We start from the raw sequence: 15,511 nt of genomic DNA on the forward strand, positions 1-15,511 counted from the left end.
AGCATAACCGCCGACTCGCCACAACTTCAAGTCGCCTCCTGTTTTACCACCACCACTTTTTACAACAGAAAGCCCCAGCTCAATATTGAGCTGGGGCTTTTTTATTCGAAGATATCCGGCTCCCCTCTCCGCGGGCGAGGGGCCGGGGGTGAGGTTTCCACCAACCAGCCAGCTCAACCCGTTACCGGTGTCTGAATAGCCGGCGGCGTGGGATTGTACTCCGGTGTGGCGGTGCGGTGTTCGGCGCTTTTCTTGCCTTTGTCGTCCTTCACGTCGCGGCGGCTGAAGGGGCGAATGATGAGCCGCAGGGCCTGGTCGGAGTTGAAGTAGCTAAAGGCCCAGTCCACCAGGGCCACCACACGGTTGCGGAAGCCCACCAGCGTCATCAGGTGCACGAAGAGCCAAGTGAGCCAGCCGAAAAAGCCGTTGAAGTGGACGTTCTTGGGCAGGTCCACCACGGCTTTGTTGCGGCTCACAATGGCCATGGAGCCTTTGTTGGTGTACACAAAATCCTTGGGGGCTTCGCCGCGCAGCAGCCGCTCGATGTTCTTGGCCAGCTGGTCGGCTTGCTGCTGGGCTACGGGCGCGAGCATGGGCATGCCGCGGGGCATGTCCTCGGTCACCATGTTGGCCACGTCGCCGATGGCAAAGACGTTGGCAAGGCCTACCACCTGGTTCCAGCGGTTCACCGTCACGCGCTTGTTGCGGGTGATGACCTCGGCGGGCAGGCCGGGCACTTCGGCGCCGTTCACGCCGGCGGCCCACACCAGGTTTTCGGTCGGAATAAACTCGGTATCGGAGAAGTAGGCCCGGCAGTTTTCAAATTTCTTGATGCTTGTGTTGAGCAGCACCTTCACACCCAGCTCGTCGAGGTAGCGCTTGGCGTCGGCCTGTGAGGCCGGCGACATGGGCCCCAGCAGCACGGGCGCGGCTTCGACCAGAAAAATCTGCATGGTGCGCAAATCCAGCTCCGGGTAGTCTTTGGGCAGCACGTGCTTGCGCATTTCGGCCAGCGACCCGCTGATTTCCACGCCGGTGGGGCCGCCGCCCACCACCACAATGTTGAGCAGGGCCTGCCGCTCCTCGGGGTTTTCGGTGAGCAGCGCTTTCTCGAAGTTCTGGAAGATGAAGCTCCGCAGGTTCAGGGCGTTGGGGATGCTCTTAATCTGCATCGCATTGCGCTCGATGCTTTCCAGGCCGAAGAAATTGGTGAGCGAGCCGGTGGCCAGCACCAGGTAGTCGTAGCGGATGTCGCCGACGCTGGTCACCACCATTCGCGCGCTGGGCTCCACCCGGTGCACGTCGGCCATGCGGTAGAAGAAGTTCTTCTGGCCCGCAAAAATCTTGCGGATGGGGTAGGCAATGCTGTCGGCCTCGAGGGCACCGGTGGCCACCTGGTAGAGCAGGGGCTGGAAGTTGTGGTAATTATTGCGGTCGACCACCACTACCTGCACGGGGGCATGGCGCAAGGCCTTGGCCAGCCGCAGGCCGCCAAATCCGCAGCCGATGATGACAACGCGTGGTTGAGCCGACGAGGGAAGATTGGTATCCATGGAATAAAGCAAAAGTTAGCTCTTGCTTTACCCACAAAGCCCTCAAGAGGTTATCCCCAGCCCGTTGAGCTGGCCCCAATGGCCGAAAATTGAGCTAAGCCAGGGGCTTACTCGTCGGTGTCCTTCTTCTTGAATTCACCCTTTTTCACCTGCTGAATCAGTTGGAGCCAGCTGAAGGGGTTGAGCAAGGGGTTGTTGGAATACTGGTTGGGGGCCATGCCCTGGCGGGCGTCGTAGTTGTACTGCTGCCGGTCCATGGTTTGGCGGAAGTTGGCCACGGCGCCCATGGGCTGGGTGTTGAAGATGCGGCGCATCAGCTGCTCGTTCAGGTTGGCGGCGGCGGCACTGCCGCGCTCGGTGGGCAGGCGCAAGGCCAGGAAAGCCTTTTTGAAGTCGCGCTCGGTGGTGTAGGGAAATACCCGCACCTCGCCGAGCATGGTGGCGTCTTCCCGCATTTGAATGATGACCGAGTAGCTCTGGCGCTGAAAATCGGCCGGGATGACAATGGTCTGGTTGGCGTAGCCCAGGGAGCGAATCACCACGCTGTCGCCGGCCAGCACGGCCATCGAGAAATAGCCGTAGGCGTTGGAAGCCGTGCCCCGGCCGGCCTTGGGCACATAGATGGTGGCGCCGGGGATGCCCAGCAGGCTGTCGCCGGTGGCCACAATGCCCGTGAACTGGATGATGCGGCGCGTGCCCTGCGCGTGCGCCGAGGGAGCGGCCAGGAGCAGCACGCCCAGCAAGGCCACAGCAAAAAAGAAAGAGAAGCGACGAAGGCGCAATAAATCAGGCATGTTCAGGGGTAGGTAAGACAAATATACGGCGGCCAGGTTCGGGGCCGGCCGTAACTTTGGGCGATTAGAACGAAGGGCGCACGTCCCTTCCCAGACAGCAGATGCGCTTGAAACATTTCACGGTTGCTTTTGGGCAGCAACTTTTTAAATCGTTGGGCGACGAAAGCCGGGTTCGCATCCTGCATTTGCTCTGGCGCAACCGCGAAATGGTGGTGGCCGACCTGGAACAAGTGCTGGATTTCACCCAGACCAAAACCAGTAGGCAATTATCGTACTTAAAGAATGCAGGTTTGGTGAACGTGCGCCGCCTCGACAACTGGATGTACTATTTCCTGAAGGAAGAGGCGGCCGAATTGCTCCAGGAGTTGCTTGGCTTTATGGAAAAAGACCCGCAGCTGCTGCACGACCAGCAAGTGTACCAAACGCTCTGGTCGAACCGCGAGCTGGCTGCGTATAAGCTCCAGAACCGGCACTGGCACGGGGCAAAGTAGCGCGGACTTTGTAGTCCGCGCCTGGGCCGTTCGGGTATCGTTCCGCGCGGACTACAAAGTCCGCGCTACTTTTTCTACCGCCATGAGCACCGACCGCCGCCTTTTTGTCTGCACCAACCAAAAGTCCGGCGTGGGGGAAGACGTGGCCAAAGCGCTGAAAAAAGAGCTGAAGCACCAGGGCCTGAAAAAGCAGGAAGTGAAAGGCCAGAAGGTGCGTACCCAGGTGCAAACCTGCGACTGCCTGGACCTGTGCCGCAACTGCAAGAAAGGCCCCGGCGCCGCCCTGATTGTGTATCCCGAAGGCACCGTGTACGGCAACGTGCGGCCCGCCGACGCCGCCGAGCTGGTGGCCGAGCACATCGGCCGCGGCCACGTGGTGAAGCGGCTGCACCTGGACCAGTAAACGGGGGAGGGGCCGAAAACCTGATAATTAACTGCTTACTTGGCGGCTGAAATCCTCCTGCCGTCAAACCGTAGGCATGGGGAATCCGTTGTTAGCTCAACCCAAAGATTTTACCCCGTTATTCATGCGCTTCCCTTACGCAGCCCTGGTCCTGACCGGGCTGGCCTTTGCCGCCACCGCCCAGCCCGTTGCGCCTCCCGATACCGTCATTACGGCCACCCCCGCCCCCGCCGACCCGCCGGCTAAGCTGGTGCGCGGGGTCAAGGACGTCGACCGAACCAAGCGCCTCACGATTCTGCCCATTCCGGTGCTGTTTTACCAGGCCGAAACCGGCTTTGGCTATGGCCTGGGCGGCTTGCTGAGTGGGCGCTTTTCCAGCGATACCCTCACGCGCCCTTCCAACATCCGGGCGCAGTACTGGACTACGCAGAAAAAACAGTCGCTAATCCAGCTGGTACACACGGTGTACACGCCCGGCGAGAAGTTTTACCTCAACGGCGAAATCAGCGCCTACGACATTCTGCTGTATTACTACGGCACCGGCCCCAGAAGCCTGAGCGATGACGAGTCGGAAACGGCCTATAAGCTGTTCATCGTCAACCAGCGCATCCAGAAGCAGGTGGCGCCGAAGGTGTTTTTCGGGGCGCAGTACCGCTTCACGGGCATGCGCAACATTGAAATTCCGGCTGGCACGGTAGACGCCAAGGGCACCAATATCAACGTCTTTTTCCGCGACCCACGGCTCACGCCCCGCGAGCGGGAAGACACCCACGTGTCGGGCCTCGGCCCCGTCATTACCTACGACACGCGCGACGTGCCCTTGGCAGCCTTCCACGGCAACCTGCTCGATGCCAGCGTCATCTTCAACGGCACGGGCCTGGGCTCCGATTACCGCTTTGTGCGCTACCAACTCGATGCCCGCCATTTCCAGCCGGTGTTTTCTGAGCGCACCATTCTGGCCCTGCAGTTCCTGGGGCAGTTCCATACCGGCGAGGTGCCCTTCCGGGAACTGGCCGGCCTGGGCGCCAACCTGGGCGGTAGCTTGTACAACAACGCCAACCTGATGCGCGGCATCTACGAACAGCGGTTCCGCGACCGGCAGATGATAACCTTCCAGGCCGAGCTGCGCCAGAAACTGTTCTGGCGCCTCGACGGGGCCATCTTCGGCGGCGTCGGCAATGTGAGTAACTACATCGACACCTTCGAGCTCAACCAAACCAAGTTTGCGGGCGGGGCCGGTATTCGCTTCAACTTTATCCGGCGCGACCGGCTCAATCTGCGCCTCGACTATGCCGGCGGTACCGGCAGCAAGCCGGGCATTCTCTTTGCCATCGGCGAAGCGTTTTAGGCCAATCCTGAGCGATTGATTTAGCCCAACGAATCCCCTCCTGGAAGCAGGAGGGGATTTTTTGTGACCAAGCCGGGTACGCAGCTTCGCAGCTACCGTGGGCAAGGGCGGAAGGTGGCCGATGGGAGCAGATTTTAGCTCAATCGGCGCAGCTGCCACGGGGCGAAGTTGGATTATAGCGGGGGCGCAGCGGCTTGGCGAGTATATATTTTGGAGCGGAGAAAGATTTTAAAATGGCCTGGCCATCAGAACAAAAGCATTTATTCACTGTTCGGAATACATAAAATAAACCGCTTTAAGTATAAGCTAAGCATTATCCTTTGATAATTGCTGGCGTAGATAGGCCTGATGGAACACGCTGCGCCTGCCCGCTTCCTTGGCTCCCACGAAGCCACGGCCCCTGGCCCGCAGGTTCAGGTTAATTTCCGGCCTGCCGTGCCGCGTAGGGGCCGCCATGCTGAGCTGCTCCACCGGCAGCTGCCGCCCCCGCACGCCGGCTTGCAGGTGTGCGTTATCATCCCGGCCAAAAACGAAGCGGATTCCCTGCCGGCTACCCTGGCCGCCCTGGCTGCCCAAACCGATTGGCACGGGCAGCCCTTGCCCCCGGGCAGCTACGAGGTCATTGTGCTGGCCAATAACTGCACCGATGCAACGGCCGCCGTGGTGCGGCAGCAGGCGAAGCGGTACCCGCACCTGCCACTGCACGTGGCCAGCCTGTATTTGCCCAAGCCCCATGCCCACGTGGGCCGGGCCCGCTGCCTGCTCATGGACGTGGCCTGCGCACGCCTGCAGCAAGTGGGCAGCACCGCTGGCATCATCGCCAGCACCGATGCCGATACCCGCGTGGCCCCGACCTGGGTGGCCGCCATACAGGCCGAAATTGCGGCCGGGGCCGATGCCGTGGGCGGCCGCATCCTTACCGAGATAAATGCGCCGGCGCTGTTGCCGCTGCGCCGCATCAAAGACCGCGACACAGCTTACCGCCTGATGTGTGCCCGCCTGGAAGACCTCATCGACCCCAACCCAGCCGACCCCTGGCCCCGCCACCATCAGCACTTTGGCGCCAGCCTGGCCCTGACGGCGCGGGCCTACTGCCAGGTGGGCGGCCTGCCCGCCGTCCGGTTTCTGGAGGACGAAGCCCTCTGCCAGGCCCTGCTGCGGCACGATTTGGCCGTGCGCCACAGCCCCCGGGTGCAGGTGCTCACCTCCGGCCGCCAGCAGGGCCGGGTCGAAGTGGGGCTGTCGTGGCAGCTGCGCGAATGGCTCCGCATGAGCCAGCGGCAGTACGAGCCGCAGGTAGATAACCCCTTGCAATTGGCCGCGTTGTGGCAGGCGCGGCGCCACTTGCGCCACCGGTGGGCGGGCTGCTCCCCGCGCCGTCTCGATGCCCTGGCCATTTGCCTGGGGCTGCCCGCGGCCACGCTGCTGGCGCATATGCAAGCCGCCGCCACGTTTGGGGAGCTGTGGGAGGCGGTGCTGCCCACCGCGCGGTCGGCCGCGGTATCGGCCATCCCGTTGTCGCAGGCCCTGCGCATGCTGCCCCAGCTCATCAGGCACTACCAGCCGCGGGGCGAAGCGCTGGGGGCGGCTTATGCAGAGGCTAGCGTTTTTCCAGAAGGTCGAGGCGATAGTTCTCGTGCCGTTGCCCGGTGAGGTGGCGCAGCGGGCCGTTGGCGGCGGCTTGCTGCAGGAAAAACTCGTGCACGTCGTCGCCGGTCAGGGGGTAGTCGTGCACGGCCGGGGTCCAGTGCACCAGCAGGAGCTGGCCCGCGGGGCGCAGCCCGGCCACCACCTTATCGGCCGCCCGGGCCAAATCAGCTGGCGACCAGAAGTAGCCCACTTCGGACACCAGTATCAGGTCAAATTGCTGGCCGGGGAAATGCTCGGGTACCTGCATGAGCCGCAAGTCCACGTGGGGCAGGTCGGCGCAGCGCTGCCGCGCCTGGGCCAGGGCGGCTTCGTTTACATCCACGGCCAGCAGTTGGCCCGTGCGCGCGGCAAGCTGCGCCGTGAGCACTCCCAGCGAGCAGCCAATTTCCAGCGCCTCGGCGTAGGTAGGGTGGGGCAGGGCCGCGAGCGTGGCGGCATATTTATCCCGCTCATACGGGCTGGACTCATAGTTCCACGGGTCGCGGTTGGCCCGGTACACGTGGTCAAAGTATTCGGGCGGCAGCGAGTTGGGCTGGTTTTGATTCATGATTCAAGGGCCTCAAAATAAACTTCGTAGGGCGCGGTAAAATGAGCCAGCATTTCGGGAGATAGCAGAAAGCCGGAGGGGTCATCGGTGAAAATGCCGGGCGCCACCTGCGAGCGGTGGGCGGCAATGGCCCGCTGCTTTTGCGGCACCACCGGCCCAATATCCAGCCGGAACCCGCGCACGCCGTCTTCGGGGGCAGGCAGGTCGTCGGGCGCGGCCCGTTCCCAGGCCCACACTATATACTCCAGGCAGCGGGGTGGCTCCGGCATGGCCGCCAGGGCGGCTTGCACCAGCTGGCTGGTGGCACGGTGGTCGGGGTGGGGGTCGCGCCGCCAGGGCACCAGCACGGTAGCGGCCCGGTGGCGCGTTAGAAATTCACAGAGTTGAGCTACCGCTTCGGTAAAGCCCGGCTCAGCGGCCGAACCGGGCACCAGGCTATCGGGCAGGCCCAGCAAAAGCGGCTCAGTCATGATGCCCAGGCTGCCGAGAGCTTGCTGAAATTCTGCTTCACGCACCGCGCGGCGGGCGGGGGCCAAAAACCGCTCGGAAGCCGGGTGCGACATGGTGCCATCGCTGACCAGCACGGCCGCTACCGGCTGCCCAGCTTGGCGCAGCAAGGCCAAAAGCCCGCCGCAGCCCAGGGCTTCGTCGTCGGGGTGCGGCGCAATGACCACGGTTGAGCCCAAAGTAGCCGCGAAGCTGCCGGGCCGCACCGGATACGAAGAGAAAGGCAGTACGGGAGAACGAGCCATGAATGGAAGGTGCCAGCCCATTCTACCCCAGATGGCCCCGGGTGGTTGCTGTTAGGCTTCCAGCACAAACCGGCCCACATCGGCCAAAGAGCCATCGGGAGCGGGCTGGCGTAGGTAGTGGGTGAGGTCGCGGTGCAGCCGCTCGAAAGGAAGGGGCTGCAGGAAGCCCCGGGCTCCTACGCTGCGCTCGGCCAACTGCAGCATGTCGAGGCAAATGGCTTCAATGGCGGTGCGCGTCATGTTGGCGTAGGCCACGGTGGCGTCGGCGGCTTCGGGCGTGGTGGCGCCCGGGCGGGTGGCGTGCTCGGCGGCGCCGCGCAGCCACTGCCGGCCGCTTTCCAGCCCAATGGCCATTTGGCCTAGGCGTTGGCGCTGGTAGGGGTCGTTGGTGCGGCCCAGGCCGCGCAGGAAAGCGCGGGTTTCCTCAAACACCGCTTCGGCCCCGCCCAGCTGCACGGCGGCAAACCGAATGGCCCCGCCGCTGAAGGCCGGCTGCCGGTAGTACGCGTTGGGCTCGCCAATGAAGTCGTCGGGCCCCAGCTCCAGCCCGGTCAAATTGGCGCGGAAGCTGGCGGTGGCGCGCATGCCCAGCGGCCGCCAGAAGGAGCGGTCCATTGCCGGCGGCTGGGTATCAGCCGGCAGCACAAACAGCTGCCAGCCCTGCCCATCGGGCAAGGCCCCGGTGATGAGCGGGCGCGCCAGGTGGCCGGCACCGGAGGCGAAGGTTTTGGCGCCGTGCAGGCGGTAGCGGCCACCTGCCAAAGGCTCCAGGCGCACGCCCTCGGCCGGGTCCTCGGTATTCCAGACGCCGAATAGCCGGCCGGCGCGGGCATCGGCGGCGTAGCGGCTCACCTGCGCGGCACTGCCCAGCTGCTGAATGAGCTGCAGCGCGTTTACATGCCCTTCATATAGGCGTCCCACCGCCAGGTTGCCCCGCCCGATGTGCTGTAGTACCTGCAGTAGCTGCCCCGTGGCGGCTGGCTGGTGCAGGCCCGCGCCGCCCAGCGCGGGCGGCAGCGCCGCGGTGAGCAGTCCGGCCGCCTGCAGCCAGTCGAATTCCTGGGTAGGAAACGCGCCCACCACATCCGTCTCGGCCGCTTGGGCAAACAGGCGAGGGGCCAGTTGGGCTGCCGCGGTTTCTGCCTGCGCCGGACTAGCCAGGCGCGGCGCGGCGGGGCGGGCCGCCCGCTTGGGCTTAGCCCGTATTAGCTCCGGGGTGGCACCAGAATAAAGTAAAGGCTGGGCGGGCATCTGCGTAGGAGGCAAGAGGGAAACTCTTAAAGTATAATTTGAAAAAGGGGCTAATGTTTAGGTTATGATGAAACCGACAGCGGGCAGGGTGGTAATAAATCGGTAATGCTCACGCTAGGTGCCCGCCGAACGGCCGGTGTACCTTTGCGGCGGCAATTCCGCCCTGCTTATTCGCCCGATTTATGTCATCCCGTCCCATTCGCGCCGCGCTGCTTTCCGTGTACCACAAAGACCGGCTGGCACCCCTGGTGCAGGTGCTGCGGCAGCACGGCGTGACGCTGTACTCCACCGGCGGCACCCAGAAATTCCTGGAAGACGAGGGCGCGGAAGTAATGGCCGTGGAAGACCTTACCGGCTTCCCGGAGGTGTTTGGCGGCCGCGTAAAGACCCTGCACCCGAAGGTATTCGGCGGCATTCTGCACCGCCGCCACGAGGCCGGCGACTTGGCCCAGGCCGAGCAGCACGGCATTCCGCCCATCGACCTGGTAGTGGTCGATTTGTACCCTTTTGAAGAAACCGTGGCCAGCGGCGCCGACGAAGCCGACGTCATCGAGAAAATTGACATCGGCGGCATCTCTCTGCTGCGCGCCGCCGCCAAAAACTACCGTGACGTGCTGGTGGTGAGCAGCCGCGACCAATACGCCGCCGTAACCGAGCTGCTAATGGCCAAAAACGGCGCCACCGACCTCGAAGACCGCCGCCAGTACGCCGCCGCTGCCTTCGCCACTACCTCGCACTACGACACCGAAATTTTCGGCTACCTGAGCCAGGGCACCGCCGTGGCCGGTACCGTGCTGCGCATCAGCGCCCAGCCCGCCACGCCGCTGCGCTACGGCGAAAACCCCCACCAGGCCGGCACTTTCTACGGCGACCTCTCGGCCCTGTTTGACCAGCTCCACGGCAAGCAGCTCAGCTACAACAACCTCGTGGACGTAGACGCCGCCGTGGCCCTGATGGCCGAGTTTGCCGACGGCCAGCCTGCCTGCGCCATCCTCAAGCACACCAACGCCTGCGGCGTGGCCCAGGCCGCCACGCTGCACGACGCCTACCTGCACGCCCTGAGCTGCGACCCGGTTTCGGCCTTCGGCGGCGTCATCATTGTCAATAAGGAAGTGGACGCAGCCACGGCCGCCGAGCTCAACCAGCTGTTTTTCGAGGTGTTGATTGCCCCGAGCTTCGCGGCCGATGCCCTGCTCGTGCTGCAAAGCAAGAAAAACCGGATTCTGCTGCGGCAAAAGCCGGTGCAGTTCCCAGCCAAGCAGGTTAAGACCCTGCTCAACGGCTTTATCGAGCAGGATGCTGACCGCCAGACCGAAACCGCGGCCAACTTCCGCGTCGTTACGAAGTCGGCTCCTACCGAAGAGGAAACGGTGGCGCTGGAGTTTGCCGGTAAAATCTGCAAGCACACCAAGAGCAATACCATTGTGCTGGCCCGGGCGGGCCAGCTGCTGGCGTCCGGCGTGGGCCAAACCTCCCGCGTAGATGCCCTGCGCCAAGCCATTGAGAAGGCCCGCAGCTTTGGGTTCGACCTGCACGGCGCCGTGATGGCGTCGGATGCCTTCTTCCCTTTTTCCGACTGCGTGGAAATTGCCGGGTCAGCCGGTATTCGCGCCGTGGTGCAGCCCGGTGGCTCCATCAAAGACGCCGACAGCATCCGCGCCTGCGACGAGTTGGGCATGGCCATGGTGCTCACCGGCGTGCGCCACTTCAAGCACTAGCCCAATTTTGAGGGGCGGGAGAGGACAGCATTTCGCCTTTTTTAGCTCCACTAATTAGAAATAAAAAAAGCCCCGCCAGCTACCAAGCCGGCGGGGCTTTTTTTGTGCGGCGTGCCCCAACAGCTTCTTGGGGCCTAAAGCACGGAGGGTGCCGTTGCTCGGGCGCCGACGGTTGGGCTTGGGCTGCTCAGACAGCCCGGAAGTTATGTTTAACCTCAGCCAAAACCTTCCGTACCTTTGCCCATTATTTTGCCCAGGCTCCTGCCGGGGCTTCGCCTTATTGCAGCTAACTCAATGGGTTTCTTTAATTTCCTTACCAGCGATATAGCCATAGACCTGGGTACCGCTAATACGCTCATCATTCACAACGATAAAATCGTGGTGGACGAGCCGAGCATCATTGCAAAAGACCGAACCACGAATAAAGTCATCGCGGTGGGCCGCCAGGCCCAGCAGATGCACGAAAAAACCCACGACAACATCCGGACCATCCGGCCGCTGAAAGACGGGGTTATTGCCGATTTCCACGCCGCCGAGGAAATGATTAAGGGCATGATTAAGATGATTGACACGCGGACCCGGCTGTTTCAGCCCTCGCACCGCATGGTCATCTGCATTCCCTCGGGCATTACCGAAGTAGAAAAGCGCGCCGTACGGGACTCCGCCGAGCACGCCGGGGCCAAGGAAGTGTGGATGATTCAGGAGCCCATGGCCGCCGCCATCGGCATCGGCATCGACGTGGAGCAGCCCGTGGGCTCGATGATTATCGACATCGGAGGCGGCACCACCGAAATTGCGGTGATTGCCTTGTCGGGTATTGTGTGCGACCAGTCCATCAAAACGGCCGGCGACGTCTTCAACCAGGACATTCTCGACTACATGCGCCGGCAGCACAACCTGCTCATCGGCGAGCGTTCGGCCGAGCGCATCAAAATTGAAGTAGGCGCCGCCCTTACCGAGCTCGACGTGCCGCCGCCCGACCACGAAGTGCGCGGCCGCGACCTGATGACCGGCATTCCGAAAGTAATTAAAGTGACCTTCTCGGAAATTGCCATTGCCCTCGATAAATCGGTGGCAAAAATTGAAGAAGCCGTATTGAAAGCCCTGGAAATATCGCCGCCCGAATTGTCGGCCGATATTTACGAGAACGGCATTCACCTCACCGGCGGCGGCGCCCTGCTGCGCGGCCTCGACAAGCGCCTGGCGGCTAAAACCAAGCTGCCCATTCACATTGCCGAAGACCCGCTGCGCGCCGTGGTGCGTGGCACCGGCAAGGCCATTAAAGACATTCAGGCCTTTAAAGGCGTACTGCTGACGTAATTTTGGGCTAAAGTACCCGTTCGTCATGCTGAGCGCAGCCGAAGCATCTCTACCGCGAGAGTAATTAATTACTACTGAGGTAAAGATGCTTCGGCTGCGCTCAGCATGACGTTCTTAATTACTGTAATCAATTAAAATACCCCCGTGCGGAATTTATTTCTATTCCTGTTTCGCTTTCGCGGGGTGTTGGTATTTGGCTTGTTGGAAATAATTAGCCTGTATTTATTTGTCACCAATAACTCGTACCAACGGGCAGCATTTTTTAATTCGGCTAACTCCTACGCGGGCCAGGTGCTGGCCAAGCGCACGCAGGTGGCCGACTACTTCCATTTGGCCGAGATGAACAAGCAGCTGGCGACTGAAAATGCCGCCTTGCGCCAGCAGCTCTACCTGCCCGATACCATTGGCCGCGAAGCCGATTCGGTGGCCGTACCCCCGGCCCTCACCGACTCGCTGCACCGCATTCGCTACCAACGGCCGGCGGCCAAGCCCGATACAATTCTGCTCGGTTTGCAGCGGCTAGCGGCCCGGGACCCAAGTTATCCACTTATTCCGGCCCGGGTTATCAACAATATGCTCCGGAATGTGGACAACTTCCTCACGTTGAACGTGGGCAGCGTCAACGGCGTGCGCCCTGGCCTGGGCGTGATAGCGGCCAACGGGGTAGTGGGCCGCGTGAAAGTGGTGAGCGAGCACTACGCCACCGTCACCAGCCTGCTCAACTCCAAAACCAGCATTGCCTCCAAGATTAAGCGCGACGGCACGTTTGGCACCATTCGCTGGGAGGGCGACGACCCCACCCACGCCACCCTCGACAACGTGCTGCGCGAGACCCGCTTGGTGAAGGGCGACACCGTGGTGACGTCTGGCTACAACGCGGTGTTCCCCGAAGGCATCTTCATTGGCACCATCGACTCCTTCGTCAAAGAACCCGACAAGAATTTCTGGACGATACGGGTGCGACTGGGCGTCAACTTTGGCAACCTGACGCATGTGTACGTGGTAACGCCCCGGCCCAAGGCCGAGCGCGACACCGTGGAAGCCCACGCGGGACTGAAAGTGGAAGGAGCCCCCCGCCCATGAGTGGACTGCGGTTTATCCTGATACAGACCATACGCTTTCTCATCTACGCGGGGGTGCACGTGCTGCTCATCAGCCGGCTGGTGCTGTTCGACCTGGGCTGGTGCTTTTTTTACCTGGGCTTCCTGTTGTTTTTGCCCATCGCCACGCCCATTGTAGTGCAGCTGCTGCTGTCCTTCGGCATGGGCCTCACGATGGACATTTTCTACGACACGGGCGGGCTGCACGCGGCGGCGGCGGTGCTGCTCGGCTTCCTGCGGCCCTGGGTGCTGCGCCTGCTCACCCCGCGCGACGGCTACGACAGCGCCGATACCGTGAACGTGCACCAGATGGGCTGGCAGTGGTTTAGCGTGTACCTGCTCCTGCTAGTGCTGATGCACCACGCGGCTTTTTTTCTGCTGGAGCTGGGCAGTTTCCGCCACATCGGCCTTACGCTCGGAAAAATTCTGGTGAGTGCACTCTTTACCAGTCTTGCGTTGTTGATTGTGCAACTGCTGTTCTTCCCCGTGCGAAGGGGCCGGAGCTAGCGGTTTGGCCCAATATTATCAGGGAACATCAGGCTTCTTCTCGCGTTGGCGCTGCGGGAGCTTATCGAGTGTGCTGTTAACTTCATTGATTGTAATAGTTGAGATTGTAATAGTTGAGCAGTAGAGATGCTTCGGCTGCGCTCAGCCTTTCCCCTTTTATAGTATAGAAAACCGATGCAATACCTGGAAGGCCGGAAATACGTCGTACAAGGCATTTTTCTGGTAGTCGCCCTTATTTTCCTGACGCGGCTGTTTTTCATGCAGGTGCTGGATGGCACTTATAAGCTGGCAGCCGACAAAAACACCCTGCAGCGCATCGTTCAGACGCCGTACCGGGGGCTTATTTACGACCGCAAAGACCACCTGCTGGTGCAGAACACCGCGGTGTACGACCTGGTGGTGGTGCCCCGCGAGGTGAAGCAGCTCGACTCAGCCCGTTTCTGCGAGCTACTGCAGATTCCGATTGAAGGCTTGCGCACCAGCTTGCGAGCGGCTAAAAAATACTCGCGCAACAAGCCCTCGCCAATAGTTCAAAACCTGACCACGCCCGATTTGGCGGCTATTCTTGACCGACTAGGCGATTTTCCGGGCTTTCATATTAAAGACCGCATGGCGCGGGCCTACCGCACGCCCAACCTGGCGCACGCCCTGGGCTACGTGGGCGCCATCACGCCGGCCTTTCTGGAGAAGCCCAAGTACGCCAAGTACCAGGCCGGCGAGAACATCGGCATTTCGGGACTGGAGTCTTACTACGAGCAAACCCTGATGGGGCGGCGCGGCGTGCAGTACAAGATGGTGAACGTGCGCGGCGTGGAGAAGGGCAAGTTCCGCGGCGGGGAGTTCGACACGCTCTCGGTGGCCGGGCAGGACCTGCACCTGAGCATCGACGCCGAACTGCAAGCTTATGGCGAAAAGCTGCTGGCCGGCCGGCGGGGCTCCATTGTGGCCATCGACCCCAAGACGGGGGAGATACTGGCGTTTGTGTCGGCGCCGCACTACGACCCCAAGCTGCTGACGGGCAAGGGCTCGGGCAACCGCTACATGGCCCTGCTCAACAACCCCGACCGCCCGCTCTTCGACCGTCCGCTGATGGCGACCTACCCGCCGGGCTCGGTATTCAAGCTGGTGAACGAGCTGGTGGCGCTGCAGTTGGGCGTGGTAAAGCCCAGCACGGGCTTCGAATGCAACCAGCGCCTGGTGCACTGTACCCACCAGCACGAGTACCCGGCCAACGTGAGCATTGCCATTAAAAACAGCTGCAACCCGTATTTCTACCAGGTAATGCGCGCCGCAGTGGTGCGCGGGCAGTCGCCCAACCGCTTCGAAGACGCCCGCCTCGGCCTGGGCCAATGGCAGAAAATGGTGAAGTCCTTCGGCCTGGGCGAGAAGTTGGGCGTGGACATGTCGCAGGAGAAGCGCGGTCTTATTCCCTCGCCCGAGTTCTACGATAAGCTGCGCGGCTACCACCACTGGAACTTCAAAACTGTGTATTCGCTCAGCATCGGGCAGGGCGAAATCGGCATCACCGGCCTGCAAATGGCCAACGTACTGGCCACCATCGCCAACCGGGGCTACTACTACACGCCGCATTTTGTGCGCGGCATCGGCAACGGCGGCCCGCTGCCGCAGTACCGCGAGCGGCATTACACGGCCGTCGACACCACGTTGTTTAAGTACATCATCCCCGGCATGCAAATGGTGGTGGACGGCAAGGGCGGTACCGGCAACCTGGCTTCGTTGGCTCAATTCGGCATTTCGGTGGCCGGCAAAACCGGCACCGTGCAAAACCCGCACGGCTTTGACCACGCCACGTTTGCCGCCTTTGCCCCCGTAGAAGCTCCCAAAATTGCCATCGCCGTCTTCATCGAAAACAGCGGTTTTGGCGGCGTTAGCGCGGCCCCGGCCGCCGGCCTCATGATAGAGCAGTACCTGCGCGGCAAGGTGGCACCCCACCGCAAAACCTGGGAAAACTGGGTGATGTACGGCGACTTCACCAAGCACCTGCACTAGCCGTATATAGGCGCGAAATGCAAACGCAGCCCAACCCTGGCCCCGTTTGAGAGTTATATAGGAACGT

14 protein-coding genes are annotated in these 15,511 nt (G+C 62.0%); 9 read left to right on the plus strand and 5 right to left on the minus strand.

The window, feature by feature from the left end; all coding sequences use genetic code 11:
- Window positions 1–173: 173 nt before the first annotated feature.
- Window positions 174–1,553 (minus strand): NAD(P)/FAD-dependent oxidoreductase, encoded by a 1,380-nt coding sequence (locus tag LJ738_RS00300; RefSeq protein WP_227784323.1) that lies wholly within the window; start codon window positions 1,551–1,553, stop codon window positions 174–176.
- Window positions 1,554–1,660: 107 nt separating this feature from the next.
- Window positions 1,661–2,347, minus strand: coding sequence for a carboxypeptidase-like regulatory domain-containing protein (locus LJ738_RS00305; protein ID WP_227784324.1), 687 nt, complete (start codon window positions 2,345–2,347; stop codon window positions 1,661–1,663).
- A 101-nt stretch (window positions 2,348–2,448) separates the two neighbouring features.
- Here LJ738_RS00305 and LJ738_RS00310 point away from each other — a divergent pair, with 101 nt between their 5' ends.
- The 4 genes from LJ738_RS00310 (at window position 2,449) to LJ738_RS00325 (ending at window position 6,242) form a co-directional block, all read left to right on the plus strand.
- Window positions 2,449–2,838, plus strand: coding sequence for an ArsR/SmtB family transcription factor (locus LJ738_RS00310; RefSeq protein ID WP_068188870.1), 390 nt, complete (start codon window positions 2,449–2,451; stop codon window positions 2,836–2,838).
- A gap of 82 nt (window positions 2,839–2,920) precedes the next feature.
- Window positions 2,921–3,241 (plus strand): (2Fe-2S) ferredoxin domain-containing protein, encoded by a 321-nt coding sequence (locus LJ738_RS00315; RefSeq protein ID WP_227784325.1) that lies wholly within the window; start codon window positions 2,921–2,923, stop codon window positions 3,239–3,241.
- A 124-nt stretch (window positions 3,242–3,365) separates the two neighbouring features.
- A complete protein-coding gene (locus tag LJ738_RS00320; protein WP_227784326.1) occupies window positions 3,366–4,589 on the plus strand; it encodes a BamA/TamA family outer membrane protein in 1,224 nt (407 codons plus the stop codon).
- Between the two features lie 348 nt (window positions 4,590–4,937).
- Window positions 4,938–6,242 carry a glycosyltransferase family 2 protein gene (locus LJ738_RS00325; RefSeq protein WP_227784327.1) on the plus strand — a complete coding sequence of 435 codons (1,305 nt, stop codon included), beginning with the start codon at window positions 4,938–4,940 and terminating at the stop codon, window positions 6,240–6,242.
- On the opposite strand, the gene LJ738_RS00330 is transcribed toward LJ738_RS00325, so the two are convergent.
- The 3 genes from LJ738_RS00330 to LJ738_RS00340 are packed head-to-tail and all read right to left on the minus strand — an operon-like array spanning window position 6,190 to window position 8,804.
- A complete protein-coding gene (locus tag LJ738_RS00330; protein ID WP_227784328.1) occupies window positions 6,190–6,786 on the minus strand; it encodes an SAM-dependent methyltransferase in 597 nt (198 codons plus the stop codon). The genes LJ738_RS00325 and LJ738_RS00330 overlap by 53 nt on opposite strands.
- Entirely contained in the window at window positions 6,783–7,538 is a 756-nt protein-coding gene (locus LJ738_RS00335; protein WP_227784329.1) for a PIG-L deacetylase family protein, read from the minus strand. The genes LJ738_RS00330 and LJ738_RS00335 overlap by 4 nt, the downstream gene beginning before the upstream one ends.
- Window positions 7,539–7,589: 51 nt before the next feature.
- Window positions 7,590–8,804 (minus strand): acyl-CoA dehydrogenase family protein, encoded by a 1,215-nt coding sequence (locus tag LJ738_RS00340; RefSeq protein ID WP_227784330.1) that lies wholly within the window; start codon window positions 8,802–8,804, stop codon window positions 7,590–7,592.
- 167 nt (window positions 8,805–8,971) lie between these two features.
- On the opposite strand from LJ738_RS00340, the gene purH reads away from it, so the two are divergent.
- From purH to mrdA, 5 genes are all read left to right on the plus strand, one after another.
- A complete protein-coding gene (purH, locus tag LJ738_RS00345) occupies window positions 8,972–10,507 on the plus strand; it encodes a bifunctional phosphoribosylaminoimidazolecarboxamide formyltransferase/IMP cyclohydrolase (RefSeq protein WP_227784331.1) in 1,536 nt (511 codons plus the stop codon).
- Window positions 10,508–10,801: 294 nt separating this feature from the next.
- Complete coding sequence (locus LJ738_RS00350; protein ID WP_046244199.1) at window positions 10,802–11,827, plus strand: rod shape-determining protein; 1,026 nt, start codon at window positions 10,802–10,804, stop codon at window positions 11,825–11,827.
- Window positions 11,828–11,971: 144 nt separating this feature from the next.
- A complete protein-coding gene (gene mreC / locus LJ738_RS00355; protein WP_227784332.1) occupies window positions 11,972–12,910 on the plus strand; it encodes a rod shape-determining protein MreC in 939 nt (312 codons plus the stop codon).
- Entirely contained in the window at window positions 12,907–13,434 is a 528-nt protein-coding gene (locus LJ738_RS00360) for a hypothetical protein (RefSeq protein WP_227784333.1), read from the plus strand. The genes mreC and LJ738_RS00360 overlap by 4 nt, the downstream gene beginning before the upstream one ends.
- A gap of 174 nt (window positions 13,435–13,608) precedes the next feature.
- Window positions 13,609–15,444 (plus strand): penicillin-binding protein 2, encoded by a 1,836-nt coding sequence (gene mrdA, locus LJ738_RS00365; RefSeq protein WP_227784334.1) that lies wholly within the window; start codon window positions 13,609–13,611, stop codon window positions 15,442–15,444.
- Window positions 15,445–15,511 lie beyond the last annotated feature (67 nt).

The sequence above is a fragment of the Hymenobacter plasmatis genome (assembly GCF_020711255.1).
GTDB lineage: Bacteria > Bacteroidota > Bacteroidia > Cytophagales > Hymenobacteraceae > Hymenobacter.